General features: G+C 45.8%; 20 protein-coding genes. 14 read left to right on the plus strand and 6 right to left on the minus strand.

Annotated features, from left to right (window positions below):
- Nucleotides 1–343 precede the first annotated feature (343 nt).
- The gene (locus K8O68_RS01845; RefSeq protein WP_230895238.1) at nucleotides 344–1,111 is read right to left on the minus strand and encodes a VOC family protein; all 768 of its coding nucleotides are present in this window, start codon (nucleotides 1,109–1,111) and stop codon (nucleotides 344–346) included.
- Between the two features lie 471 nt (nucleotides 1,112–1,582).
- Between K8O68_RS01845 and K8O68_RS01850 the strand changes: the two genes are divergently transcribed.
- From K8O68_RS01850 to K8O68_RS01870, 5 genes are all read left to right on the plus strand, one after another.
- Nucleotides 1,583–5,368, plus strand: coding sequence for a peptidoglycan-binding protein (locus K8O68_RS01850; RefSeq protein ID WP_230895239.1), 3,786 nt, complete (start codon nucleotides 1,583–1,585; stop codon nucleotides 5,366–5,368).
- A gap of 218 nt (nucleotides 5,369–5,586) precedes the next feature.
- A complete protein-coding gene (locus tag K8O68_RS01855) occupies nucleotides 5,587–7,005 on the plus strand; it encodes a sugar transferase (RefSeq protein WP_230895240.1) in 1,419 nt (472 codons plus the stop codon).
- Between the two features lie 40 nt (nucleotides 7,006–7,045).
- Nucleotides 7,046–7,984, plus strand: coding sequence for an SDR family NAD(P)-dependent oxidoreductase (locus tag K8O68_RS01860; protein ID WP_230895241.1), 939 nt, complete (start codon nucleotides 7,046–7,048; stop codon nucleotides 7,982–7,984).
- Nucleotides 7,985–8,424: 440 nt separating this feature from the next.
- Complete coding sequence (locus K8O68_RS01865) at nucleotides 8,425–9,381, plus strand: NERD domain-containing protein (RefSeq protein WP_230895242.1); 957 nt, start codon at nucleotides 8,425–8,427, stop codon at nucleotides 9,379–9,381.
- A 178-nt stretch (nucleotides 9,382–9,559) separates the two neighbouring features.
- A complete protein-coding gene (locus K8O68_RS01870) occupies nucleotides 9,560–10,276 on the plus strand; it encodes a hypothetical protein (protein WP_230895243.1) in 717 nt (238 codons plus the stop codon).
- Nucleotides 10,277–10,297: 21 nt separating this feature from the next.
- Here the strand turns inward: K8O68_RS01870 and K8O68_RS01875 are convergent, their stop codons facing one another.
- Both K8O68_RS01875 and K8O68_RS01880 read right to left on the minus strand, forming a co-directional pair.
- On the minus strand, nucleotides 10,298–10,600 hold the full coding sequence (locus tag K8O68_RS01875) for a DUF72 domain-containing protein (RefSeq protein WP_230895244.1): 303 nt from the start codon (nucleotides 10,598–10,600) through the stop codon (nucleotides 10,298–10,300).
- 74 nt (nucleotides 10,601–10,674) lie between these two features.
- Nucleotides 10,675–11,700 carry an LCP family glycopolymer transferase gene (locus K8O68_RS01880; RefSeq protein WP_230895245.1) on the minus strand — a complete coding sequence of 342 codons (1,026 nt, stop codon included), beginning with the start codon at nucleotides 11,698–11,700 and terminating at the stop codon, nucleotides 10,675–10,677.
- A 374-nt stretch (nucleotides 11,701–12,074) separates the two neighbouring features.
- On the opposite strand from K8O68_RS01880, the gene K8O68_RS01885 reads away from it, so the two are divergent.
- Nucleotides 12,075–13,880, plus strand: coding sequence for an N-acetylmuramoyl-L-alanine amidase family protein (locus tag K8O68_RS01885; RefSeq protein ID WP_230895246.1), 1,806 nt, complete (start codon nucleotides 12,075–12,077; stop codon nucleotides 13,878–13,880).
- Between the two features lie 242 nt (nucleotides 13,881–14,122).
- On the opposite strand, the gene K8O68_RS01890 is transcribed toward K8O68_RS01885, so the two are convergent.
- Both K8O68_RS01890 and galU read right to left on the minus strand, forming a co-directional pair.
- Nucleotides 14,123–15,454, minus strand: a complete 1,332-nt coding sequence (locus K8O68_RS01890; RefSeq protein ID WP_230895247.1) for a UDP-glucose dehydrogenase family protein — start codon at nucleotides 15,452–15,454, stop codon at nucleotides 14,123–14,125.
- A 54-nt stretch (nucleotides 15,455–15,508) separates the two neighbouring features.
- On the minus strand, nucleotides 15,509–16,405 hold the full coding sequence (gene galU, locus K8O68_RS01895; RefSeq protein WP_230895248.1) for a UTP--glucose-1-phosphate uridylyltransferase GalU: 897 nt from the start codon (nucleotides 16,403–16,405) through the stop codon (nucleotides 15,509–15,511).
- A 415-nt stretch (nucleotides 16,406–16,820) separates the two neighbouring features.
- Here galU and K8O68_RS01900 point away from each other — a divergent pair, with 415 nt between their 5' ends.
- From K8O68_RS01900 to K8O68_RS01915, 4 genes are all read left to right on the plus strand, one after another.
- Entirely contained in the window at nucleotides 16,821–17,885 is a 1,065-nt protein-coding gene (locus K8O68_RS01900) for an LCP family glycopolymer transferase (RefSeq protein ID WP_230895249.1), read from the plus strand.
- A 238-nt stretch (nucleotides 17,886–18,123) separates the two neighbouring features.
- Nucleotides 18,124–18,432: a transposase gene (locus K8O68_RS01905; protein WP_230895250.1), complete on the plus strand. Its 309-nt coding sequence runs from the start codon at nucleotides 18,124–18,126 to the stop codon at nucleotides 18,430–18,432.
- An 11-nt stretch (nucleotides 18,433–18,443) separates the two neighbouring features.
- Complete coding sequence (locus tag K8O68_RS01910; RefSeq protein WP_230895266.1) at nucleotides 18,444–19,016, plus strand: IS3 family transposase; 573 nt, start codon at nucleotides 18,444–18,446, stop codon at nucleotides 19,014–19,016.
- A 69-nt stretch (nucleotides 19,017–19,085) separates the two neighbouring features.
- Nucleotides 19,086–19,340 (plus strand): integrase core domain-containing protein, encoded by a 255-nt coding sequence (locus K8O68_RS01915; RefSeq protein ID WP_230895251.1) that lies wholly within the window; start codon nucleotides 19,086–19,088, stop codon nucleotides 19,338–19,340.
- A gap of 421 nt (nucleotides 19,341–19,761) precedes the next feature.
- Here K8O68_RS01915 and K8O68_RS01920 read toward each other — a convergent pair whose 3' ends face one another.
- Complete coding sequence (locus K8O68_RS01920) at nucleotides 19,762–20,718, minus strand: LCP family glycopolymer transferase (RefSeq protein ID WP_230895252.1); 957 nt, start codon at nucleotides 20,716–20,718, stop codon at nucleotides 19,762–19,764.
- Nucleotides 20,719–20,914: 196 nt separating this feature from the next.
- Between K8O68_RS01920 and K8O68_RS01925 the strand changes: the two genes are divergently transcribed.
- The 4 genes from K8O68_RS01925 (at nucleotide 20,915) to K8O68_RS01940 (ending at nucleotide 25,757) form a co-directional block, all read left to right on the plus strand.
- Nucleotides 20,915–21,661, plus strand: coding sequence for a YveK family protein (locus K8O68_RS01925; RefSeq protein ID WP_230895253.1), 747 nt, complete (start codon nucleotides 20,915–20,917; stop codon nucleotides 21,659–21,661).
- A complete protein-coding gene (locus K8O68_RS01930; RefSeq protein ID WP_230895254.1) occupies nucleotides 21,651–22,352 on the plus strand; it encodes a CpsD/CapB family tyrosine-protein kinase in 702 nt (233 codons plus the stop codon). Before K8O68_RS01925 ends, K8O68_RS01930 begins: the two co-directional genes overlap by 11 nt.
- Before the next feature lie 33 nt (nucleotides 22,353–22,385).
- Nucleotides 22,386–23,150, plus strand: coding sequence for a tyrosine-protein phosphatase (locus K8O68_RS01935; RefSeq protein WP_230895255.1), 765 nt, complete (start codon nucleotides 22,386–22,388; stop codon nucleotides 23,148–23,150).
- A 786-nt stretch (nucleotides 23,151–23,936) separates the two neighbouring features.
- Nucleotides 23,937–25,757 (plus strand): polysaccharide biosynthesis protein, encoded by a 1,821-nt coding sequence (locus K8O68_RS01940; RefSeq protein WP_230895256.1) that lies wholly within the window; start codon nucleotides 23,937–23,939, stop codon nucleotides 25,755–25,757.
- The last annotated feature ends 14 nt before the right edge of the window (nucleotides 25,758–25,771 follow it).

Below are 25,771 nucleotides of genomic sequence, written 5' to 3' on the forward strand. Positions count from 1 at the left end.
AAACTATTTCGAAAGAAATCAAAAACCTCAAAAGGAAGACAAAAGGTGCCGATTGAGAAGAAAAAGGATCCTCAGTTTCAGGGTAGTGTGGCGAAAGTTAAGGTTCAAAAAAGAAAGTAATTAAAAGTTTGGGTGAAAGCTAAATAGGAAAAAAAAGGGAACAAGGTCGTTATATGCCTCGTCCGCCTTTTTTTAAAATTAACCCCAAATATTGTTTACATATATTAACATTAGTGTATTTATTTTACTTACGTGCAATCGTTATGGGTCTGACCCCCCAGCAATTACCACCTATTTAAGAATGGCAGATTGGCGCTTGGAACGGGTGGTGTTAGACGAAAGATTAAGAGTTCTTTATGAAAACGTAGGTACCGTTGCCCACAGTAAGTTTGCCGTGCAGTTTCTCGTTAGCCGTGCGGAAGCGGAGTTCAGTCAGGCGATTGCCCCTTCCTTTTGTAAAAATAAACGTTTTATCACCGACACTCAGGGCGGATTCCCCGGAACGTTCCAAGTTAAAAAGAGTGTGCCAGTGTGTCGCAGCTGCTTCAGGATTAGAGACTTCGAATACAGCCGACTCCAAAGTGATTGGCCCGGCAGGGTGTTCCGTGATTCCTTTGTTTTGAAAGTCTTTAAGGCGGTCAGCATCTGCTTCTTTCCACTCAATGAAAAACGGGTAGGGGAGGCCATTGTAATCTCCGTCAATTGTCATCATCCGCCATTCAATCAGCCGGCCGTTCTTATCTGTACGGCTGCCGTTTATAATCGGAGAGACATCCAGGCTGCTCCCTTGAAGAGAGGAGGCGACAGCATCGAGATCACTTGTCCGGATAGCGACGCGGCTCAGGGCTTCATTTTCAGGTAAATAGGCTAAAGCACTTTGCGCAATAAGATTCGGCTCAGGCGGATTTTTGGCGACCTCCCAATCTTCTACGCTGATAAACTCCAAGTAAGTCAGACCGAAATAACTAAGTGCATTGTGTGTTCCCCACAGTTTGTGTGAGCCCCCGTGAAAAACATTGATCCCGTGCGACTGAAATGTTTCTGTCACTCTGTCTAAGTCATTTACATAGTGCACGCTGTGATCAAACTCAAGCTTCAAATTATTATTCATCAAAGATTCCCTGCCTTTCGCGTAAATTAGACAGTCATCTGTCTGCTGCTTCCTATTTTACGTTTATATTGAGAGGAAAGAAATGAAGAGAGGCTTATTTGTTAAGGCGGCCGCTTTGGGGTGAGCTGCTCAGTTGGAGCGGAGGCAGGTGAGCGGAGGATAAACCGGAAATAAGGTCTGCTCGTATTCTCGCACCACTCTCGAGCGGATGATATCCCGAAAATATAGTCCACTCAAGCTCCAGCACCACAAGTGAGTAGCCATTATTTTAATCCATATGACAAAAATAACAGCTTCCCCTTTTTTCTGTAAATTGACACAAAGCATATCTTTCCCTATATTGTATAATTTGCTAATTTAACAGATAATTGAGGTAGAGATTGAGACTATTAGACTAGATTCTTAAATTGGTAAAGAGGAGCGGGCGTGCAGTCAGTCACACTGAAAACTAAATAAGAAAAGGGGATGGGGATGGTGGGACAGAGCTGGTTGAAGAGGTACACGTCAGTAGTGCTGGCCATTTTAATGCTGGTTACGTCAACTTTCACGGCAACAGCCGCAGGCAGCAGCGGAAACAACGGACACAACGAAAACAGTGTTAATAACTTACCGGACGAAAGCGAACTATTGGAGGAAGATCAAGCAGTCATAACGGTGGATCCTCAATTTTTCAACAACGAGACAGAAGACATTCTAATCTCAGTGCAACCTGAATGGCGTGCTGATGAGGTGTCTTTGTACATAATTGACAGTGAGACAGAAGACACAAAAGAGGTTATCACCTTTGACGGCGCTCAAAGAGACCTTAAGAAACCTATTGAATACAGTTGGGACCTCGCCCTTACAGCTAACGAAGAAACGGAAGACCTTTCCGACGGCGAGTATGTGTTAGCTGCGGTCTTTAAAGGCGCGGGCTTCGAAGAAATCGCGTACTCTGACATCGTAGTAATGCACAGCGAGAGCCCTCAAATGGTAGTCGATAACCCGGCATCAGAAGATGAGACTCTGATTACTGTTATAAATACGGTCAGGGGACAAGTCATTTCGCCATTTCTCCAGCTTATTGAGACAGACGAAACAGTGGAGCTGTTTGTTCAACAAAGAGCAGCCGAAGACGACACATATACCGTTCCAATCGAAACAGCCTACGATGAAGACGGCCTGTTTATTCTTGACGATATCCTGGAGCCGGGAGAAAACGTCCTGTTATTTACCGGGGAGGACCCGGCCGGCAATACGATTTTGGAAGAGTTTCATGTGGAATTTTTGCATGAGGAAGAAGAAGGCTCACAAGAAAACGAAGTTGAAGACGCTGAAAAAGCAGTTCCGGAAACCTCTTCTCCTTCCAAATTCGCTGAAAATGAGAGTGAAGACGCTGAAACTTCCTCCCCGGAAGCCTCTAATGAAGGCTCCGAGGAAGATGAAACAGGAGTTCCGGAAATTTCTCCAGCTCAGGAGAAAGAAGAAGAGTTGGAAACCTCCGCTCCTGAGACACCCGTCTTAACCGAATCAGAAGAGGAACAGGAAACTTCCGACGCTCATGAGGAACCCGAGAAAACGGAAACTTCTAAAAACGAGCCTCACCAACCTAAATCCAGTGACTCAGAAGAACCTGGTGTCATTCAAAAGGAACCTGCCAACGCCACCTCCTCACACTTAACCGATGAGGATATCATCCAGTTAAAACGCGACTTAAATGAACTCGGTTTCGGCCAGTTCCAGGAGCCGCCCGATCCGCTATTAGATGAGCAGGCAACTGAGACTTTAAAAGAATTTCAGCAGCTTTTCAGATTAGAGGAAACAGGGGAGCCTGACGAGGCAACGTTACAAACCATCGCCCAGCTTCTGGCTTCAGAGTACCGCGACGGTCAAGAAGGCGACCATATTGTCACGCTTAAACAGAATTTAACCTTACTCGGATTCGGGAATTTTCCATCGAGCCCGTCGAACCGGTACGGCCCTGTCACGGCGGGAGTGGTCGCCGAGTTCCAGGCACACTTCGATCTGCCGGTGAGCGGGATTGCTGATGAAGTGACCCTTGCTCAAATCGCAAGTCTGTTTGCATCGCCTCCCTTTGAAGACGGGGACCAGGCGCTGAAGGTGAGAGAATTAAAGCAGAATTTGACTGAACTGGGCTACGGCAATTTCCCTGAAGAACCATCATTTAATTATGGGCCGGTGACAATGGGCGTAGTCAAAGAATTCCAGGAAGATTTCGGCCTTCCCGTCACAGGCACGGCCGATCTTCAGACGATTGAAACAATCGCCGACATTCTTGCCTCCGGCTATCAGGACGGTGAAGAAGGCGATCATATTGTTACACTCAAACAGAACTTAACCTTACTCGGATTCGGGAATTTTCCATCAAACCCGTCAAACCGTTACGGTCCGGTAACAGAAGGCGTCGTTAAAGAGTTCCAGGCCTACTATAAGCTGCCGGTAACCGGCATAGCCGACCGCTCCACTTTAAATAAAATAGACGAGCTCATTTCCGGCTCAATCTATAAAGAAGGGGAACGTGGCACGCATGTCCGGGTGCTGAAACAAAAGCTCACAAAGCTTGGATTCGGGAACTTCCCTGAAAACCCGTCAACAGGGTACGGGCCTGTAACCTCGGGTGTCGTCAAAGACTTCCAGCGTTATTACGGTCTCACCGTCAGCGGAATGGCGAATGATATTACGTTAAAAAAGCTTGATGATGTGCTGAAAAATGCGTTTATGGATGGAGACAACAGCCGGGACATTTCGGACATGAAGAAAAAGTTAACAGCTCTCGGTTTCGGGAACTTCCCAGCGTCGCCATCCACCGCCTATGGACCTGTAACGGCTAGAGTGGTGGAAGACTTCCAATCTTATTACGGGTTAAAAGTAACCGGCGTTTTTGAAGAAAAAACGCAGGAAATGATGGAGAAAGTTCTCTCCTCGCCGTTAAGAAACGGGCAGAGCAGCTCCCGTGTCGTTTCACTTAAGAAAGACATGACAAAATTAGGGTTTACTTTTCCGTCCAGCCCGTCACCAAATTACGGAAACGTGACGGAACGGAAGGTCAGGGAACTGCAGCAGCACTTCGGTCTCCGGGTCAACGGAATCGCCGATCAGCCAACCCTTAATAAAATCAGGGAGATTCTGAATTCCCCATACCGTTCAGGGCAGAACCATGCCGGAGTCGTGGAACTGAAAAAGCAGCTGACCAGTCTCGGTTTTTACTTCCCGTCAAACCCGAGTTCAGCTTACGGAAGCGTGACTGAAGGAAGAGTGAAAGAGTTCCAGAGATCGCAGAAGCTCCCGGTAAGCGGAATTGCTGATGATATTACCAGAAAACAAATCCGGCAAGTCTTGAACAGCCAGCAGAAAATTATTAACGGGCGGGAAATTTACTCTTTTTCACAAATGGAACGGGACATCCGAAGGCTTGAAGTCATGTATCCAGGGCTGGTGGAAAGAAAAGTCATCGGCCGCTCTGTCGACGGGAGAGCGATTCATGCTGTCAAGCTCGGTCGCGGAAGCACGGAAGTGTTTATTAACGGCTCGCACCACGCATACGAGCATATGACGACAAATGTTAATATGAAAATGCTTGATGAGTATGCTTATGCCTATGCGAAAAATCAACGGATTGACGGCTGGAACGTGCGCACCGTCCTGAACCGGACCAGTATCTGGTTCGTCCCTATGGTTAACCCGGACGGTGTGGAACTTGTACAGAGAGGACCAAGCGCTTTAAGCAGTTCTCTGGCAAGCCAGGCCATTAGGATTAATGGCGGCAGGACGAATTTTACAAGCTGGAAAGCCAACGCCCGCGGGGTCGACTTGAACAGGCAGTATCCGGCGTTATGGCATACCATCGAAAATAACCCTGGAAGACCGAGCCGGAGGGATTATAAAGGCACAAGCCCGCTGACTGAGCCTGAAGCGAGAGCAGTCTACGATTTTGCCCGCAGCAGAGACTTTAAAACCGCGCTGTCGTATCATTCATCAGGAGAAGTCCTTTTCACAAGACGACCGGGGCACGTAGCCAGGATCGTTTCAGCGAAAACGGGCTACAGGATTGTGGATCTGACCCACAGCCCGAGCGGAGGCGGCTTTACCGACTGGTTTATTTTGAACCAGGGGAAGCCTGCTCTGACACCGGAAATTTCACCTTTTGTGGGCCCACGCCCGGTGCCTCTCAGCAACTGGAGCGGGATCTGGAGCAGGAACAATTCCGTCGGCCTGATCGTCGCTGACGAAGCTTACAGAAACAGAAACAGCAGATAACGCGTTTGATAATTTCCCCTGGTGGAATCCCTTTAGTAAGGGAACTGCCAGGTTTTTTGTCTAATAGAAGAAGCAGGGAATTTACAAATATTACTATCTTTAAATATGGTTGGCTAAACCTCGCTAAAAATATTATAATGAAGGTCGGGAAACGTTTTGTTGAGACGAATAGTTTAGCAGTTTCATTGTTTCATATAGATTAGAAAGAGGTTTTTAAAATGACAAACATGGGTGAATCCCGCAATCATAAATTCCTGCTTATTACAGGCGATCTGCTGTGTATACTGATTGCCTACATCAGTGCGTTTTATGTCAGGTATTTCGATTTTCCGGGCCGCAACTGGGACGCGTTTATCGCCCTTTTGCCTTGGATCCTGTTAATCGGCCTGTTTTTCATATCCGTCTACGAGCTCTATAACCTGGACCGGAAAAATACGATCAGTGACATTGTCAGAAAGATTCTTGTTGCCACTGCGTTAATGACCTTCCTGACGATGGCCGCATCCTACCTGTTCCGTGAGTTTGCGATGCCGCGTTCTGTCGTGCTGATCGCCGCTGTTTTTACAGTGATTCTCATGGTGCTGTTTAAAGTCCTGTACTTGAAACTGACGAGAGGCCATGTCATCGGGAAAGTCCTGCTGATCGGCGACGAATCCAACACGGCCAAACTGATTGATAAAATTAAGCACCCAATGCTTAAAGGATCGAAAGTGCAGCATATTCCTGAAGAGACATCGATCGAATATATCGATTATTATCTCGAAGAATCCGACTATGTCGTGTTATGTACAGACCTTTCAAAAGAGAAGAAATCTCAGGTCATCTACCATGCGATGGAACGGAACAAAGTCGTTTACGTCATTCCGACGTTATATGAACTGCTGCTTCAGCGGGCCTCAATTACACCGCTTGAAGACACGCTCGTCATGGGTGTGAAACCGTTCGGCCTGACATGGGATAAAGTGTTTGTGAAAAGAGTCTTTGACTTTGTCGCGTCAGCGATCCTGCTGCTTCTGATTTCGCCGGTGCTCCTGTTCGTTGCGATCATCGTTAAACTGGAGGACCCGAAAGGCAGCGTCATTTATTCCCAGGAACGCCTAGGCAAAAACGACAAACCATTTACTATTTATAAATTCCGTTCAATGATTACCGGGGCGGAAAAACTGACAGGCCCAGTCCTGGCATCATCGGACGATAACCGGATCACGAAAGTCGGCCGGTTCATCAGGTCCACCCGACTCGATGAGCTTCCGCAGCTCTTTAACGTGCTGAAAGGCGACATGTCCCTAGTAGGGCCGCGCCCTGAACGTGAATTTTTCATTAAAGAACTCGCGCAAAAATACTATCATTACGGCTACCGTAACCGTGTTCAGCCCGGCATTACCGGCTACGCCCAGGTTATGGGAAAATACAGCACCGAAGTGGAAGACAAACTGCGGTTCGACCTGTACTATATCCGTAATTACAGCCTCTGGCTGGATATCATTATTTTACTGAAAACGTTCCTCGTTATTTTTGACCGCTCAAAATCAGAGGGTGCCGAAGATTCATCGAAAAACAACACGCCATCCGACGAACAGAGCGAGAGCGATCAGCGGAACAGAAAAACGAAAGAAAAATCAACGATTAATGTGTAAATAAACGGACGACGACTGCAAAAAAACGGAGGCACCCGCCATGAATAAAGTACTCGTAACAGGAGGAGCAGGCTTTATCGGATCCCACGTGACCGACTTTCTGATCGATGAAGGAACCCACGTCGTGATCCTGGATAATCTCTCTTCCGGCGACTTGAAAAATATTAATAAAAGCATGCATGTCACCTTTATCGAAGGGGACGTGAGAGACACGAAGGCGGTTCAGGATACCTTTGAAAGGCATCCTGAAATTGGAGCTGTCGTGCATATGGCTGCCCAGAGCAAAGTCGGCCCGTCAATTGAAAATCCGCACGAAGATCTGGCTATCAACGTGAGCGGTACGTTAAATCTTCTTGAAGAAGCCCGGAAAAACAACGTAAAGACGTTCGTCTACGCCTCTTCCGCAGCCGTCTACGGCCACGTCGACAATCTCCCTGTCACAGAGGAGACGCCAACCCGGCCGTTATCGCCGTACGGAGTGTCGAAACTGTCCGCGGAAGAATACGTGAAAGCATACGCCAGACTGTATGACATGAACGTGGCAGCCCTCCGTTTCGCCAACGTCTACGGACCGAGACAGAGCGCCGCTACCGAGGCCGGTGTCATCACCATCTTCATCGAACGCCTTCTCGCCGGCGAACAGCCCGCCATCCAGGGCGACGGCCAGCAGACACGCGACTTTATTTATGTCGAAGACGTCGCCCGCGCCGTCATGAAAGTCCTTGAGGACCCGGCTAAAAATAAAGGAGCCGTTTTCAACGTCAGTTCCGAAACAAGCACGAGCGTCGAAGAGCTCCTCCGTAAAATATGCGAGGCTCTGGACGTGCCATTCGCTCCTGCCTATACAGAGGAGCGGACCGGCGACATCAAGCACAGCTACCTGAGCCGGGAAAAGCTCTCCGAAGCGCTGAACTGGACCCCGCTAACTCCGCTCGAAGACGGATTAGGTAAAACCGCAGACTACTACAAATCTAAATAATTTAGTTACTTTAACGCCCGGGGCAACTGAGCCCCCGGGCGTTTTTTGACGGGGCTGCCTCAAATAATGGGGGGAGTGCATCAAATATCGAGTGGAGAGCATCAAATAAAGGGAAGAGTGCATCAGATAACGGGGTAAGTGCATCAAATATCGAGCGGAGTGCATCAAATAAGGAGCGGAGTGCCTCAAATAATGGGGAGAGTGCATCAAATATCGAGCGGAGTGCATCAAATAATGGAGAGAGTGCATCAAATAACGGCGGAAGTGCCTCAAATAACAGAGAGAATGGAGCATTCCGAATCCCTAACGTAGCCCTCAAAACCTCGATTACTTGATTTTTGTCACAGAAACAACAAATTAATCTTTTATCCGGAAAAGGAGTAGCTGAGGTTTTGTCGAATTTGAAATAGGACAATTAAATAAAGGATGTGGTCGATATTATGATAATAAAACCTCCTTCAATCCCCCCTAAAGTCCTTCTTCTCGAAGCAGTCTTGCGAAGGATCGCGATATCCCACCCCAAACGACAGATGCTGGAAGAAACTCATGGGAAAAGATACTGGGGTTTTAGAGGAGAACAGTCTCTCCAATACTATTTGGACTTTCTTCTTCCTCGTCAGCCAAGGATTTTTTATGCGCTGCGCCTCCCCTGTAACAATCATCGTTTTCAAATAGACTTACTAATTGTTTTCCCCCAAGTTGCATTCCTGATTGAAGTAAAACACTGGGCAGGAATGCTTAAAATTGAACCAGGTTCACACGTGATACAGCTTATCGAGGACAAAAAGAACGTATACTCATGCCCATTAGATCAGGCGAATCATCAGGCCTTTCAGTTGAGGCAATGGCTAAAAACGAATGGCTTTAGTTTGCCAATTGACTCTCTCGTTGTTCTTTCCAACCAGAAAGCAAGTATTGAAAACCCCCGGGATTTACCCCCAAAGATTATACGTCCTCCGAAACTTTTAAACTACCTTCAGACTTCCCTTAAAAAATACGAGAACCTTTCCCAAATAAAATTAGAGCAGCATCAATTAAGTGACTTATCTATAAGGCTAATGGAAGATCACCAGGATGAAATTGCACCACCGCTGGAGTACTATGGGCTATCTAAATATGACATTGCAAATGGAGTAGTTTGCCCATCGTGTGGCTGCCTCCCAATGAGTCGTTTAAACAGACAGTGGCAGTGTAATAGCTGCCATATGACATGCAAAGAAGCCCACGTCCAAGCATTAAAAGATTACGTTTTACTATTCGGAAGATATGCCACCAATAAACAAATACGTAACTTCCTTCAAGTTGACAGATATCTTGCAAAACGCCTTATGCAGAAAATGAATTGCCAAAGTTCAGGAATAAAGAAAGGCGTAAAATATGATTTGATGTCTTTGTAACAAGACCTCATATGTCGGTAAAAAAGCTGTCTGAACGGTTTACGCTGTAGGCATTGAAATAGGAAGCTCTTCTTAAACAGATGACCACTGGAATAAAACCAATATTCACGGGATACAATGAAACGAAATATACTTTTTGTATCATGTGTGGTATTTTAAAGAAAAGGAGGTGTTTGAGATGGTAATGGATTTAGAAGTGGCTACTATGACCGAGGAATATAAAGAATTACTCAACGCTCCAAAAATAGCAATGCTTCTGTTTACGCAGCTGACCCAAAATAATTACAAGAAGTATGTCATTGGCATTACTATGTCCGACAACACCGTTTTTAAAAATGATTTTTCAAGCGAGGAACATGAGAATATTAATAAATACCGATTAGAACTTGTTAAGAATATTAAGGATAAAACACTCGAAGGTTTTGCTTATACGAAATATTACTTGGAAAAACTCTTTCTTGAAGTAACAGAGCGTGGCTTTCTGGAGTTTTATTACCAGGAAGACTATTTGCTGACTAGCATGGAAATGCAGAAGAAATTAAATGTTTCCCGTGCTACTCTTAGCCGATTTGTCGCTAATGGTATGGAAACCGTACAAAATAAAAAGCATGGGAAGTATCCGGCGCATAATGCGATCTACTGGAAAACAACTTTATGGGTAGCTCGTATACAGACTTTAAAAACACAGCTTGAAATTCATAATCTGAACGAAGAGGCTCTGAAAAAAGAGCTGACAGAAGAAGTAGCTGAGCTTGAAAAGAAATATGGCGGGAAATTTGAGGATGTTTTTGCTAAGGTGTTGAATGGGGATATGGATGAATATGAACTGGACGAACCAGAGGATTTTATAGACTGGCGCGATGCTTTAGAAGAGCTGGAGGAAATGAAGGAATAATAAAGATAGGGGATAGTTGCCCTATCTTTTTTTGTTATCCAATAAATGTCCAATATCCGTACGAGACCTCTGTTGTTCTAGTGCATCAAATAATGGTGGGAGTGCATCAAATATCGAGCATAGTGCATCAAATAATGGTGGGAGTGCCTCAAATATAGAGCGGAGTGCATCAAATAATGGAGCGAGTGCATCAAATATTGAGCCGAGTGCATCAAATAATGGTGGGAGTGCATCAAATATTGGGCCGAGTGCATCAAATAATGGAGCGAGTGCATCAAAAAACGACCAAACTGCATCAAATCGCCCCGGCCCCGCCCCAAGCACCACACCACCCTCCCACACAAAAAGACTGATCCTCCCGGGAGGATCAGTCTTTCCACCAATTCAGAATACCTCTATTACTGCCCGGCGCTTTCACCGTCGCCGCCGCTCTCAGCGGTGCCGCTGTTGCTTTGTGAGATCTCGAGGTGTTCTTTGAAAGTTTGTGAGATTTCGGCGCGGGATTCGTCACGAATCACATAATAGTATACGCCGCCCTCAGTCGTATCGTATCCGTCAAAGCTGTACTGCTCGATGTCATCGAGGTCGCCGGCGTAGCCGTGCATGCTGACCATGTTGCCGAAGGACAGGTTAGTGCTCATGTTACGGTCCAGGCTGTCCATGAGCGAGTTGAAGCGGGTGATTGTTCTGAAGTCGGCCGACTGCCTGATGACCGCTTCAATCACATCTTTTTGGCGGTCGCCCCGTCCAAGGTCGCCGCGCGGATCCTGTTTACGCATGCGCACGTAAGCCAGCGCTTCTTCGCCATTCAGCGTCTGTTCGCCTTCGTCAATTTCGATGGTGCCGTAAGTGGCGTTGTCGGTATCGCTGATCGGCATCGGCACGTCCACGGTGACTCCGCCGATGGTATCGACGATTTCCATAAATGCGATAAAGTTCAGCGAGACAACATAGTCAACCGGGATATCAAGCAAATTTTCAACCGTGTCGATCGTCATATCGACACCGCCAAACGCATGGGCGTGGTTGATTTTGTCCCTTGTGCCTCTCCCGACAATTTCCACTAAGGAGTCACGTGGAATATTTAACATTTTAATCGATTTGTCATCAGGATTGAATGTGGCGAGCAGCATCGCATCTGTCCGGCCGGACAAATCATCGTCTCGGCTGTCGAGGCCGAGGAAAAGAACTGAAATAGGATCTTCGACCGGGTCGACTGCTTCTTCCCGGAACTCCGACTTATCCCCGCGCTCCAGATCCTGCTGGGAACTGGCTGTCATAGAAGACATTTGATAAATCATATAACCGACCACTCCGCCGGTAATAACAAATAAGATGAGTAAAGTAATTAACGTGTATTTCAAAAACCTGCGAAACGGTGATCTCTTCTTGGATGTCTTTCTGGATCGTTGTAAGTCTGTCAAAACAAACACTCCTTGTCTTTACATAAATAAAACAAATAAATAATTGCCCAGTCTATTATACCATTTTTGTCGAATGAAAAAGGACACTATATTTGACGTCTAAATTAAAGTAAGGTTACACAAACAACTAGAATAGCAATAAATTCGCCAAAAATATACAAAAATGAAAAATTGACTATATACATAGGAAAATAACTATATTAATCTAAAAGTAATCTTTGCCAATGGAGGAACATATTATGAAAGATTTAGGTTGGGGGTCACCCGTAAGTATTGCCTGTCTGGGCGTTTTTTTATTTGGCGTCGGATACTTGCTGGACGTGATCTGGAAGTATTTTTTAAGTTTTGGATAAAAATTAATAGGAGGGACTTTGGTGAAAAAGACGGTACTAGTGTTTCTAGCATTCATTCTGGCATTCAGTTTTTTCACAGAATTGGATCTGCAACATCCACAGCACGTACACGCACAATCTGTAGAAAAAGGCGAGATTACCGCCACTTCACTGAATATCCGATCCCAGCCGACAACAAATTCCGGCATTATCGGCGGTTATTCAAGAGGAGCTTCAGTCGAGCTTCATGAAAAAACAGGCTCCTGGTATAAAGTCCGCTACAACAATCGATGGGGCTATATTCACAGTTCACACGTTAAAGTAACCAGCTCATCTGCAGCAGGGAACAGTTCCTCGCAAGCGATCGGTTCAGGCGAAGTGACAGCGAGCAGCCTGAATGTCCGAGCTTCTGCCTCAACAAACTCACGAGTCATGAGCAGGTTAAGCCGAGGAGCGAAAGTGGACCTCTTTGAACAATCAGGTGACTGGTATAAGATCAAAGCAGGCAACAGTTGGGGCTACATTCACAGTTCCCATGTCCGCACAGCTGGACTATCGTCCAACAGAGATTCATCAGGCAGCAGCCAAACCTCAAATTCACCCATTGGTACAGGAGAAGTAACAGCAAGCAACTTAAATGTCCGCGCCTCCGCGACGACAAGCTCAAGCATCATTAGCAGTCTGCGCCGGGGAGCAAAAGTGGATCTTCACGAAAAATCAGGCGACTGGTACAAAATTAAAGCCGGGAGCAGCTGGGGCTACATTCACAGCTCTTATGTAAAAGCTTCAGGCCAATCATCCGGAACTGGCTCAGCAGGCAGCAGCCAAAATTCCAGTTCAGCCACAGGTTCAGGTGAAATCACCGCGAGCAGCCTGAACGTCAGAGCATCTGCATCTACCAGCTCGCAAACAATCACACGTTTAAGTCGAGGCACGAAAATCGACCTTTTTGGAAAATCAGGAGAGTTTTATAAAATTAAAGTTGGAAGCGGTTGGGGGTACATACATAGTTCCTTCGTGAACACGAGCGGTACGTCGTCGTCATCAGATTCGTCGTCAGGCAGCAGCTCGAATTCCAACGCGAGTCTCGGCACAGGGCAAATTACAGCGACCAGCTTAAATGTCCGCGAGTCGGCATCAACAGGCTCCAGGATTATCAGCCGTTTGAGCCGGGGCACCGAAGTGCAACTTCATGAACAATCAGGCGACTTCTATAAAATTAAATCAGGCAACAGCTGGGGTTACATTCATGGATCGTATGTCCGTTTAGCTTCACAGAGTTCCGGAAGTTCAGGCGGAGGTTCAGGAAGCCTCAATGGAAAAACCATCTTTATTGATCCAGGCCACGGAGGCAGAGATCCGGGGGCAGTCGTGGGCAACGTTTATGAAAGCCATATCGCGCTGTCCATAAGTCAAAAGCTGAAGGCAGCGTTGGAACGTGAAGGTGCAAGGGTCGTTATGAGCCGGACGAATGACAGCTTTGTTACGATTGGAAACAGGGTGAGCCAGGCCAACCAGTCAGGGGCAGACCTGTTTATCAGCGTCCATGCCAATTCCTTCCCAAGCCCGGCAGTCAACGGCTCAGAAGTTCTCTATAGTGAAACGAGAGCGCCGGCCCAGAGCAGGCGTCTGGCCCAGGAAATTCAGGCGAGCATCGCCGGAGGCATGAACATGAGAGACCGGGGAGTGGTGAGAAGAAACCTTCAAGTCCTGACCGGTCCGACGATGCCTGCTGTTCTGATTGAACCAGGATTTATGACTAATACAGCAGACCTTGAAAAACTGCTGAACCAGCAGGACCAACTGGTAAATGAAATTGTGAAAGGCATAAATAATTACTACAGATAAGAAAATGGCTGTCTGACCCGGTTCCGTGCCGGCCAGGCAGCCATTTCTTTTTTGGGAAGGGGAGGGAAGTGTAGTTTTTGGGTGCTGCAGGCCACCAGACCGTCGTACACAAACTACCCAGCCCGCCAATCCCCAGTGCTGCCCCACTCCACCCACCGTCCCTCCCAAATCCCCACTAAAAAAACCAGCCCCGAAATAACGATCTCTCGTCATCTTCCGGAGCTGGCTTACATCAAACAATTTTACATCCCTACTTCAACTTTACCTTTAACCACCGGCGCGCGCCCGATGGAGTAATAGTCGAGGCCGGCTTCGGCTGCCTGATCGAGGCCAAAGCAGTTTCGACCGTCAAATACTATCGGCTGAGCCATTTTTTCCCTGAACACACTCAGATCAAGTGCTTTAAATTCATCCCAATCTGTAACAAGGAAAGCAGCATCTGCCCCAGTAAGGGCTTCTTCTGCAGATCCCACGTAGCTGACACCCTCCGGCATTACCCGCCGGGCATTGTCCATGGCGATCGGATCGTACCCAACGACTTCAGCGCCGGCAAGCAACAGTTCCTCGCTCATCGTAATCGCAGGCGATTCGCGCATGTCATCCGTGTTCGGCTTAAACGCCAGTCCAAGCAGGGCGACACGTTTTCCTTTCAGTGTATCCATCACTTTCTTCGCTTTTTCAGGCAGGACGTGGTGTTGGAAGTTGTTGACCCTGATGACTGAATTAAGCAGTTCAAAGTTGTGGTCCACATAAGAAGCGATCTGCGTCAGCGCCTTCGTATCTTTAGGGAAGCAGGAGCCCCCGTAGCCAATACCTGCGCGCAGGAACTGGTGGCCGATCCGGCCGTCCATGCCCATGCCGGCAGAGACATCTTCAATGTTAGCGCCCAGTTTTTCACAAATATTCGCGATTTCATTAATGAAACTGATTTTTGTCGCGAGAAACGCGTTTGACGCGTACTTGATCATTTCCGCGCTGCGTACGTCAGTACGGTAGACAGGGATATTAAATGGCTTATTAATCTCTTCGATCATATCGCCGGCCCACTTGTCATCTGCGCCGACAACAATGCGGTCGCCGTTAAATGCGTCGTAAACCGCATTTCCTTCACGCAAAAATTCAGGGTTTGAAACGATCGACACGGCTACACCGTTAGTTATATGTTCCTTAATCGTACGCAGGATATAATCATTCGTCCCAACAGGCACCGTGCTCTTTGTGACAACAACGACGTCCTGCTTCACGTGGGAAGCGATATCGACAGAGACCTGATCGACGTACTGCAGATCGGCTGTGCCGTCTTCACGCTCAGGCGTACCGACAGCGATATAAATCACCTCTTTACCGGTGAATCCCTCGTTATGGTTCGTCGTAAAATGGAGACGGCCGGCATCAATATTCCTTTTCATGACGTCATCAAGACCCGGCTCATAAATCGGGGATTCGCCGCGCTGCATGCGCGCCACTTTCGCTTCATCAATATCGATACATGTGACCTCGTGGCCAACTTCCGAAAGGGCCACCCCTGTGACTAAGCCAACATAACCAGTTCCAACCACAGCAATCTTTTTCATCTTGATCCTCCTAAAAATGCTTCTGCTTAACTAAAATAACTAAAAGCTTCTATATTAATACTTGTTTTGTAAATGAGTCTTTGCAATACCCTCTAAATAGTCGAGCATATCGTGTTTTAAATCGTCCCGCTGAAGGGCGAAATCAACAGTCGCTTTCACGAAGCCAAGTTTATCACCGACATCGTAGCGCTTCCCAGCAAATTCATACGCGAGCACGACCTGGCTTTCGTTCAGCTTCTTGATCGCGTCTGTCAGTTGAATTTCATTCCCTGCGCCGGGCGGGAGATTATCTAGAATATCAAAGATCTCCGGACGGAGCACGTAGCGCCCCATAATCGCATGATTCGAAGGCGCCTCTTCCTTAGCCGGCTTTTCCACTAAATCAGCGACGTGGATGACCCCCGGCTCGATTTCAGACGACTTCGGCGAGACAATCCCGTACTTGGACACATCGTCTTCCGGGACGGGCTGGACACCGACAACCGATGAATTATACCGGTCAAACACCTCAATGAGCTGTTTTAAACACGGTTTTCCGTCAGACTGGACAATATCATCGCCTAACAGGACGGCAAACGGCTCATCGCCGATAAAGTGCTTGGCGCAGCAGATTGCATGCCCCAGCCCTTTAGGCTCCTTCTGCCTGATGTAATGAATGTTCGCCATGTTGGAAATGCCCTGGACTTCTTCAAGAAGAGCCATCTTTTCTTTTCTCAGCAATGTTTCTTCCAGTTCATACGATTTATCGAAATGATCTTCAATCGCCCGCTTGCCGCGGCCGCTTATAATAATAATATCTTCAATTCCGGATTGAACTGCTTCTTCCACAATATACTGTATTGTGGGCTTATCAACGATCGGCAGCATTTCCTTCGGCTGGGCTTTCGTGGCCGGCAAAAATCTCGTCCCAAGCCCGGCAGCAGGAATAATAGCCTTTCTGACTGTCGGCATAATTCTCCACTCCTTTCACTCTACATTTAACAATACAACCAAATTTTTATGTAAGCAATATAAATCAGAGAGATTAATTCGACAAAATTAAGGAAATTTCTTTTAAATGTACTAAGTTTAAACATAAAAGTGGAAAAAATCTGAATATCTCCCTTTACCCGTCAAGAGTTGTACAGTAAAATAGGATATTGAGGTTTTATACTGGATGAATGTGTTAATAGTTAAATAGACTTACTTTTAATTTAAGACTTTGTTATAGAAGATAACGTTTTCCACCTGCTCCTCTAGTTTGACGGGACCGCAAGCCTTCATAAAGCTATGCCTTGCGAGGTCTCGCTTAAAGTCGATGGTTCTCAGCATGTCGCCCTCTTTCCTGAAAGTTAACAGCCATAATATAAAAAAAGGAGTGTCGCTCATGGCACTGTCACGTGTAGATTCAAAACAGAAAAAATCAAAAAAGCCCCGTTCCTTTCTTAAAATTGCCCTCTTTACGTTTCTCGGCGTCTTAATTGTCGCTGGTAGTGTTGTCGGTTACATGATTAACCAGATAATGGGTGTGACGTCAAGCGCCCAGCAGGATCTGGAAAGAGGCGACCGTTCGGAATACAGGGAAGAAGTCGTCAATCCGGACATCGACCCGGTATCCGTTCTGTTTTTAGGGCTTGATACGCGAGACGGTGATTTAAGCGGCAGGACAGACGCCATGGTTCTTGTCACGTTTAATCCAGATGAAGGTACGGTAAAAATGCTGAATATTCCTCGTGATACGCGGGTTGATATTGCAGGAAGATACGAGCAGGATAAAATTAACCACGCCCATGCTTTTGGGGGGATGGATATGACACTGGATACAGTCGAGCAGTTTCTCGATATCCCCGTCGACTATTTTGTATCGTTAAACTTCGACGCGTTTATGGAAATTGTAGATGAACTGAACGGTATTAAAATTGATTCACCAATGACATTTACCGAAACAGATAACGCCACCTACGGAACCATTACCATTCAGGAAGGCGAGCAAATCGTTAACGGAGAAAAAGCATTGGCCTATGTCCGTATGAGGAAACACGATCCGCAAGGCGATATCGGACGCGGCGAACGCCAGAAAGAAGTCATTGCCTCAATCATCAACGAAATGGCAACCTTCAGCTCCATTACAAATTTTAATTCACTGATGGACACAGTGGAGAGAAACCTGAACACAAATGCCACTTTCAACAATATCGTTTCAATGCATTCTTACGCGAGCGAACTCGATAACATTGAATCGTTAAGTTATGACGGAACAGCTATAACTGACAACGGCATCTACTATTATCAGCCTGATGAACAGTCGGTAGCTGAAACGTCCAAGCGACTCCAACAACATCTCGAAATCATTGAAGAAACAGAAAGCGACTACGCCTCAGCACCTGATTCCGAAGACAAAGAAGATGAGGAACAGGAAGAGGAAGAGGAGCAGTCAGAACCTGTTCATTAATAAGATAGAAGCTGTCATTATCCCCTGGGGTAATGGCAGTTTTTTTTGTTGTGGGTTGGGGCACCGGGGGCTCTTCTTAAATCGAGAGGGCCGAGTGCATCAAAAATCCGAGCGAGTGCCTCAAATAATGTGCGGAGTGCATCAAATACTCCGTGAACTTGAAGGTAGTATAAAAAGTGGACACGTCACATTGGCGCATGTTTCAATCAAAGACAAAGGATAAAAGGACGTGGACACTATGGGTAAAGAAGGAAAAAATCATGACCCTCAGTTTAGGGAGTATGTAGCTAAGCGGATTGTTTTAGATGGTCACAGACTGGTGGATGTCTCCAGGGATCTCGGCATTCCTTATTCCACTCTTCAGAAGTGGGTTAAAAGATATCGTGATGACCAGAAGAAAGAAGAAAAAGAAGCTCAAAACAGGCTTCTAACAGCTTCAGAGTATAAGGAGCTTTATGAAAAAGAAAGACAGGAGAAACTGGAGCTTCAGGAGGAAAATGAGATTATAAAAAAGGCCATGCACATCTTCACGCAGGAAAAACAGTAAGGTTTGCGTTCATTCAGGAACACCGCGACCGGCACCCGTTTGAGAAGATGTGCAGCGTACTGGGTGTCTCACGATCAGGCTACTACGCGTACATAAAGCGCCTGGGCAGAGAAGAAACGGAAAGAGAGGCATTTAACCGTAAGTTGGATGAGTTGATCATTCATTATTACCATAAGAATCACGGGTTTTACGGAAGCCCGAGAATCTGGCGGATAATACGCGGAACAGAAGGGTTTAATGTATCTGAAAGGAAGGTCACTCAGCGTATGGCCGAGTTGGAACTATATGCCGTGCCTCCGAAGAAATTTGTGACAACGACAGATTCAGATCATGCCTCCCGGATATATGAAAATCACCTGGATCGTGAGTTTTATCCAGACGCTCCGAATAAAGTATGGGCGACGGATATTACCTACATTCACACAGGTGAAGGTTTTGTGTATTTAAATCCGGTTATGGACCTGTTTTCCCGTCGCGTTATCAGCTATCGCATAGCCGACACGATGGCAGCCACTTTATCGTTCAATGCCTTAGAGGAGGCTCTCATCCGCCGTAGCCCTGAGAAGGGGTTTATCCATCATTAAGACCGGGGTGTCCAATACACCTCAAATGCCTATATAGAAGCTCTCAACAAGTCAGGGGCTGTCATCAGTATGAGCCGGAAAGGAAATCCGTACGATAATGCCTGTGTGGAGAGCTTTTTCGCTTCTCTCAAGAAAGAGTATATATACAAATGTGTCTTTGCCACAAAGGCAGAAGCCTACGCAGCTATCGCCTTTTACATCCGCTTTTATAACCAGAATCGGATGCACTCTTCTCTTGATTACGCCAGTCCTATAGAGGTAGAACTGGCGTATAAAAAGGCGCAACAGGATGACGCCAAAAAAGTGGCAAAGGCCCTCGCTTAAATTTAAAATCAAACTTGGATTATTAACGGAAATGAAGCTATTTTTAGAGATCCGGATAAGGAATCTCTAATTAAAAAGTGTGCCAAAACGCGGAGTAAATTTGTCCACTTTATTGACAGAAGACCAAACTGCATCAAATAACGTGCGGACCTTAACCGAAAAGAGCTAATTAGTTATTTCCGAAGTAAAGAAACCTCCTTCATCCTAGTGTAAGCAGCTCCAAATGGGGGGAGTTACAATCCTCAGGCGATGTGCCACAATCCTGGCCCAAACTGTAACAATCCTCAGCCAATGTGCACCAATCCCCACCAAAAGTGCAACAATCCAGAACCAAACTGCACCAATCCCCGCCCCACTGCCCAACCCACAAAAAAAGGCAGGAAGCCCGCAACCGCACGCTTCCAGCCTTTATCATTCTCAATTAATCTTCATCCGCATCACTCTCGTCACCATTCACCGCAACAGACCCGTCTTCAAGTCCGAGGTGCGCTCTAAGTTCACTGCTGATGCGCTCGCGCTCGTTATCAGGAACCTGCAAGTACCAGATGCCGTCGATGCGCTCGCCGGAACCTTCAATTTCCATTGTCTCCTGGTTGTGGCGGGCGCCACGGTAGTTCTGCTGAAGCTTGATCATTTTATCAAACGTTAAGTTTGTAATCATGTTATTTCCTAAAGCGTCCAGAATCGATTCCGCCCGTGTAACGGAACTTAACTGGGCGCCTTCTTTAATCATACCGTTGACGATCTGGCGCTGGCGGTCGTTCCGTCCAAGGTCGCCGCGTGAATCTTCCTGTCTCATCCGAGCGTAAGCAAGTGCCCTATCACCGTCAAGGAACAGTTCACCTTCATCAAACTCATAACCGCTCTGCTCGAATGAAAAATCATTATATACTGTTACTCCGCCGACTGAATCGACCATTTCCTTAAAACCATCCATATTGACAGTTAAAAAGTAATCAATCGGAATATCGAGGTAATTTTCAACCGTGGCAATTGCCATATCGGCGCCGCCGAAAGCATAAGCGTGGTTGACTTTATCCTGTGTACCCCGTCCGGCAATTTCCATTCTTGTGTCTCGCGGAATGCTCACCATCCGCATGGATTCGTCATCCGGATTGACTGTTACCACCATAATCGTATCTGTCCGTCCGGACACGGAATCTTCCGCGTCTACTCCTAAGAGGAGGAATGACAGCGGCTCCCGGTCATCCATATTAACTTCCATATCGCGTTTATCCGTTTTATCTCTGTCAAGAGCCGTATGCATCTGTGAATCGATCGTCGACTGAACAGACTGATACAAATAAAAAGCATAGCCACCCACTGCCAACAGAAACACCAGCATAATAGACCCTAAAATTATAAGTGCTTTTTTCATCTCGTTTCCCCTTTTATATCAAACTAGTATTTATAAAAATAGTATAATCCCATGCCACCCTCATAGCAATCACATTCTGAAAAAATTGATAAAATTTGCCACAAAACGATTTACTTTATGTCAATTTTCCTATAGCATATATAAGAGTTCAGTACGGGTTTTTTTGGACGATTTTACATATTTTCAGGAGGGTACCATGGAAGAAACGATTAGTTTAAAGGAAATTTTCGACACATTAAAAAAACGGCTCCGCTTAATTCTTGTGATCACAGCAGCGGCTGTAGCCTTAAGCGCCATTATTTCATATTTTTTGCTTACACCATCGTATGACGCATCCACTCAACTGCTGGTTAACCAGTCAGCGGAAGAAGGCCAGCAATATACGTCAAGTGAACTGAGGACGAACCTTGATTTAATCAACACATACAATGTTATTATTACTTCTCCTAGAATTATAGAACCAACACTTGAAGAATTGAATCTGGAACGCTCAAAAGGAGCCCTTCGCGATCAAATCAGTGTCAGTGCAGAAGGAGACTCTCAGGTCGTATCGATTACGGTAGAAGATGACAATCCGGCGATGGCGGTCGAAATTGCTAACACACTCGCTCTCGTTTTTCAGAGAGATATTGTTGACATTATGAATGTAGATAACGTGTCGATCCTGTCAACCGCGGAATTAGCAGATGACCCAAGTCCGGTAAGCCCTAACCCGACACTGAATATGGCGATCGCCTTTATAGTTGGACTAATGGCAGCCGTTGGACTTGCATTCCTGCTTGAATTCCTGGATAACACGATAAAAACAGAAGACGACGTGGAAGAAAAACTCGGCATTCCAGTACTCGCTTCGATCTCTACCATTAATACCGACAAAGTGTCTGTGGAAGATTTAACATCTGTCAGAAAAACCCGAGAAGGGCGTGAAACATATGGCGCGTAAGAAACAAAATAAAGAGTTATCAGATAAACAGCGGGCACTTATAGCCGAATTTGATAAGAAATCGCCAATTTCAGAGCAATTCCGGACTCTCAGAACGAACATCCAGTTCGCAAGCATTGACCGCCAGATTAAAACCATTATGGTTACTTCGTCCTCGCCGGCAGAAGGGAAGTCCACGACAATTGCCAACTTAGGTGTGGTTCTAGCTCAGCAGCATAACCGTGTGCTGTTTGTTGACTCGGACATGAGGAAGCCTACCGTTCACTTCACTTTTCAGGTGCCGAACCATACAGGCCTGACGACAGTCCTGACCCAACAGACAAAATTAGAGAATACTATTCTTGAGTCATCGATTCCAAGGCTCGATATTCTCCCGTCCGGGCCGGTGCCCCCGAACCCTAGTGAACTGCTTGGTTCACGGGCTATGCAAGCTTTCGTAACAGACGTTGCCCAAAAATATGACTATGTACTTTTTGATGCGCCGCCGGTTAATGCGGTGACGGATCCGCAGCTGCTTTCAAGGCTTGTGGATGGGACAATCCTGGTCCTTCGAAGCGGACAGACGGAAGAAGAAGATGCCAAAAAGGCTGTCGACCAGCTGAAGAAAGTCAATGCTCATATTATCGGTGCTGTCTTAAACGACCGTGAACTTGAGAACTCACAATACTATTACTACTACGGAGAGGGTTAATTCACCCTCTTTTTTCTTGAAAGGGTGTCATAAATGATTGACCTTCACTGCCACATTCTTCCCGGCTTGGATGACGGGGCACAAACAGAAGAGGATTTACTCGCTATGGCGCATGCCGCCATGGAAGATGGGATCACCACTATTGTAGCCACTCCCCACCATATGAACGGAAGCTATGAAAATACGAAAGGCATGATTGAAAAAGCAACTGAAACAGCGAACCGCCTCCTTAAACAAAAAGGCTTAGATCTGTCTATTCTGCCCGGTCAGGAATGCCGTCTTTACGGGGAACTTATTGAGGATATTGATAAGGGAGAGATATTGTCCCTCAACCATTCGACGTATGTCTTTGTGGAATTTCCGTCAGCCCAGCTGCCGAGGTTCAGCAGGAAACTGTTATATGATCTTCAGCTGGCAGGGAAAGTGCCGGTCATTGTCCACCCGGAACGGAACCAGGTGTTTATGAAGAAACCTGATATGCTCCATGACTTTGTTAAAAACGGGGCTTTAACCCAGGTAACTGCAGCGAGCGTGGCTGGGAAATTCGGGAAAAAAATCGCCTCACTTTCTTTAGATCTTGTAGAAGCCAATCTGACTCACTTCATTGCCAGTGATGCTCACAACACGACAAATCGGACGTTTCATATGACGGACGCCTACAACGTCATTGAAAAAGAATTTGGCAATGATCTTGTCTATTTATTTAAAGAAAATGCCCATCTTTTGATTGAAAATCAACATGTGATGATAGAACCGCCGGAGCGAGTAAAGAAAAAGAAATTCCTCGGACTGTTTTGAACCAAATCCCATATTGAATGAGAGACTAAAGGCTTAATGATCCTTAAGAAAACTAATTGCAGTTTTAACACTAAGGGAAATAACAGGTATTAGTGAGTCTTTTAGTCTGGTTATTTTGTAAATACGATCGGTTAAATCCGACATTTTGTTTAATTTAATTGTTTGCATTTATAAAAAAATGTAAAAATGGCCTACATTTCGTCTGATGAATATGGTAAACTGTAAAAAGCAAAAACAGGAAATACTTTCCTCTATAGGCTGTTGAATGCTATAGGAGAAAATGCCCCGTGAATTAAATATCAATAGAGTTTTCTTTCCCTTAATCGCCGTAAAAAATGCACTAATTATATTTCTGTCTCTTACAGTCACGTCAGCTTTACAGGTACGTGGTCTGGAGGCATGGAAAAATACTTATGCTCTCTATTCAGAGAAAAGTATTTTTTTATTTTTTGTTTGTGATTGGAAAAATATAACGTGAGAGTATTGAAATACTATATATTGGGTCATTTCTCCAATACCCTTATCAACGGAGGAACTCGGCTTTGCTGTGGGTGTCGTTCAATAAATAGAACAACCTTAGGCGCGATACTGTCGCCAATGGTGAAGTGTGAGGTCAGGTTTAATGCCTGTTTTTTATTTAAACAAATAAATACATAGGTATCCGCATACATTGATACCCCTTACAAAAGAATGTTAAACAATCATTTTCAGATATATCCCTGGCACTGATCGTTTAGCAGTCTTTAAAAAACACTAATTACAACGCCGAAAGAGGTGGGAAAGTCATTGAGTTATAAACTGCGATTAAGTTTATTAATTTTAGTAGATTCATTGATTGTGCTTTTATCGATTTATTTTAGTTACTGGCTGTTAATCCCTACGTCACAAATTGTTCCGACTGCAATCCTGGTCAGTTCAATTGCATTGTTTTTCAGCCACCATATTTTTGCTCATATTTTTAAGCTTTATAAACGCGCCTGGTCGTATGCCAGCATTAAAGAACTCGCCGCAATCTTCACAGCTGTCACGCTGTCCATCGCGGTGCTGGCGGTTATTCAGCTTATCGGTTTCCAGACGCTGTATACTCGCACCCTTCTCGTGACTTGGATGCTGCATATTTTACTTATCGGTGCCTCCCGTTTTTCATGGCGGCTTTACCGGGATACTAAATTCAAAGTCGATAAAGACAAAAAGCGAACGCTGATTGTCGGAGCAGGCAACGGCGGGACACTGGTTGCCAGGCAGCTCATGAACAGTGAAAAGTCGGAATTGCACCCGGTGGCATTCATTGATGATGATTCGACAAAGCAAGGACTCGAAATTATGGATATTCCGGTTCTCGGCAGATTGGAATGGCTCCAGTCAGTCGTTGAGCAAAAGAATATTGAGCATATCATTATTGCCATTCCTTCTTTATCAAAGCATCAATTAAATGATATCTTCTCGCGCTGTGCGGAAACAAAAGTGAAGACGCAAATTATGCCGTCAGTGGAAGACATAATGTCAGGGAAAGTTTCCGTTAACGAAATCCGTGATGTGCAGGTGGAAGACCTGCTAGGACGTGAACCGGTAAAGTTAGACACCGAAAAGATCGGCAATAAACTCACCGGCGAAACGATTATGGTTACGGGAGCAGGCGGATCGATCGGCTCTGAAGTATGTCGGCAAATCATTAAATTCAACCCGAAGAAACTTGTATTGCTAGGCCATGGCGAAAACAGCATTTACGATATTGAAATGGAATTACGCCCTAAATATCCGCACATAGAATTAGAGACGGAAATTGCCGATGTTCAGGATCGGGAGCGAATTATGGGAGCAGTAGGAAAACACCAGCCGCATGTTATTTATCACGCTGCGGCTCATAAACATGTCCCTTTAATGGAAAGAAATCCACATGAAGCGATTAAAAATAATGTGATAGGGACTAAAAACGTCGCTGAAGCAGCTGACCAGTCCGGGGTGTATTCCTTTGTGATGATTTCCACAGACAAAGCAGTTAACCCGACGAGCGTCATGGGGGCGTCTAAACGGATCGCTGAAATGATTGTCCAGCACATGGATATGATCAGCAACACGAAGTTTGTTGCCGTCCGTTTTGGGAATGTGCTTGGAAGCCGAGGCAGCGTCATTCCGTTATTCAAAAAGCAGATTGAAGCCGGCGGGCCGGTGACAGTGACGCACCCTGATATGACACGATATTTCATGACGATTCCTGAAGCATCCAGGCTTGTCCTTCAGGCTGGAGCTATCGCTAAAGGCGGGGAAACATTCGTACTTGATATGGGGGAACCCGTTAAGATTGTAGATCTTGCTAAAAACTTAATCAGGCTGAGTGGATTTACAGAGGAAGAAATAGGAATAAAATTCGCAGGCATCCGTCCGGGAGAAAAACTGTTTGAAGAACTGCTCGGGGACAATGAAGTGCATAAAGAACAGATCTATCCAAAGATTTACAGAGGCAAGACCCCGCCTGTGAATGTGAATGTGATTTATGAATTGGTAGAGAAGTTCCACTACATGAGAGCGGATGATGTCAGGGAGAGAGTATTGGACATCGCTCATTTTAGAGTAGAGTCGTTGAATGAGTTGACGGCAGTCAAATAAACAGAAAATAAGGA

The organism is Salipaludibacillus sp. CUR1, assembly GCF_021028955.1.
Taxonomy (GTDB): domain Bacteria; phylum Bacillota; class Bacilli; order Bacillales; family Salisediminibacteriaceae; genus Salipaludibacillus.

What these genes read in the sequence shown, in the direction of transcription:
- K8O68_RS01845 (WP_230895238.1), bottom strand. Translation starts at nt 1,111, where the DNA reads ATGAATAATAATTTGAAGCTTGAGTTTGATCACAGCGTGCACTATGTA.
- K8O68_RS01850 (WP_230895239.1), top strand. Translation starts at nt 1,583, where the DNA reads ATGGTGGGACAGAGCTGGTTGAAGAGGTACACGTCAGTAGTGCTGGCC.
- K8O68_RS01855 (WP_230895240.1), top strand. Translation starts at nt 5,587, where the DNA reads ATGACAAACATGGGTGAATCCCGCAATCATAAATTCCTGCTTATTACA.
- K8O68_RS01860 (WP_230895241.1), top strand. Translation starts at nt 7,046, where the DNA reads ATGAATAAAGTACTCGTAACAGGAGGAGCAGGCTTTATCGGATCCCAC.
- K8O68_RS01865 (WP_230895242.1), top strand. Translation starts at nt 8,425, where the DNA reads ATGATAATAAAACCTCCTTCAATCCCCCCTAAAGTCCTTCTTCTCGAA.
- K8O68_RS01870 (WP_230895243.1), top strand. Translation starts at nt 9,560, where the DNA reads ATGGTAATGGATTTAGAAGTGGCTACTATGACCGAGGAATATAAAGAA.
- K8O68_RS01890 (WP_230895247.1), bottom strand. Translation starts at nt 15,454, where the DNA reads ATGAAAAAGATTGCTGTGGTTGGAACTGGTTATGTTGGCTTAGTCACA.
- galU (WP_230895248.1), bottom strand. Translation starts at nt 16,405, where the DNA reads ATGCCGACAGTCAGAAAGGCTATTATTCCTGCTGCCGGGCTTGGGACG.
- K8O68_RS01900 (WP_230895249.1), top strand. Translation starts at nt 16,821, where the DNA reads ATGGCACTGTCACGTGTAGATTCAAAACAGAAAAAATCAAAAAAGCCC.
- K8O68_RS01905 (WP_230895250.1), top strand. Translation starts at nt 18,124, where the DNA reads ATGGGTAAAGAAGGAAAAAATCATGACCCTCAGTTTAGGGAGTATGTA.
- K8O68_RS01915 (WP_230895251.1), top strand. Translation starts at nt 19,086, where the DNA reads ATGAGCCGGAAAGGAAATCCGTACGATAATGCCTGTGTGGAGAGCTTT.
- K8O68_RS01920 (WP_230895252.1), bottom strand. Translation starts at nt 20,718, where the DNA reads ATGAAAAAAGCACTTATAATTTTAGGGTCTATTATGCTGGTGTTTCTG.
- K8O68_RS01925 (WP_230895253.1), top strand. Translation starts at nt 20,915, where the DNA reads ATGGAAGAAACGATTAGTTTAAAGGAAATTTTCGACACATTAAAAAAA.
- K8O68_RS01930 (WP_230895254.1), top strand. Translation starts at nt 21,651, where the DNA reads ATGGCGCGTAAGAAACAAAATAAAGAGTTATCAGATAAACAGCGGGCA.
- K8O68_RS01935 (WP_230895255.1), top strand. Translation starts at nt 22,386, where the DNA reads ATGATTGACCTTCACTGCCACATTCTTCCCGGCTTGGATGACGGGGCA.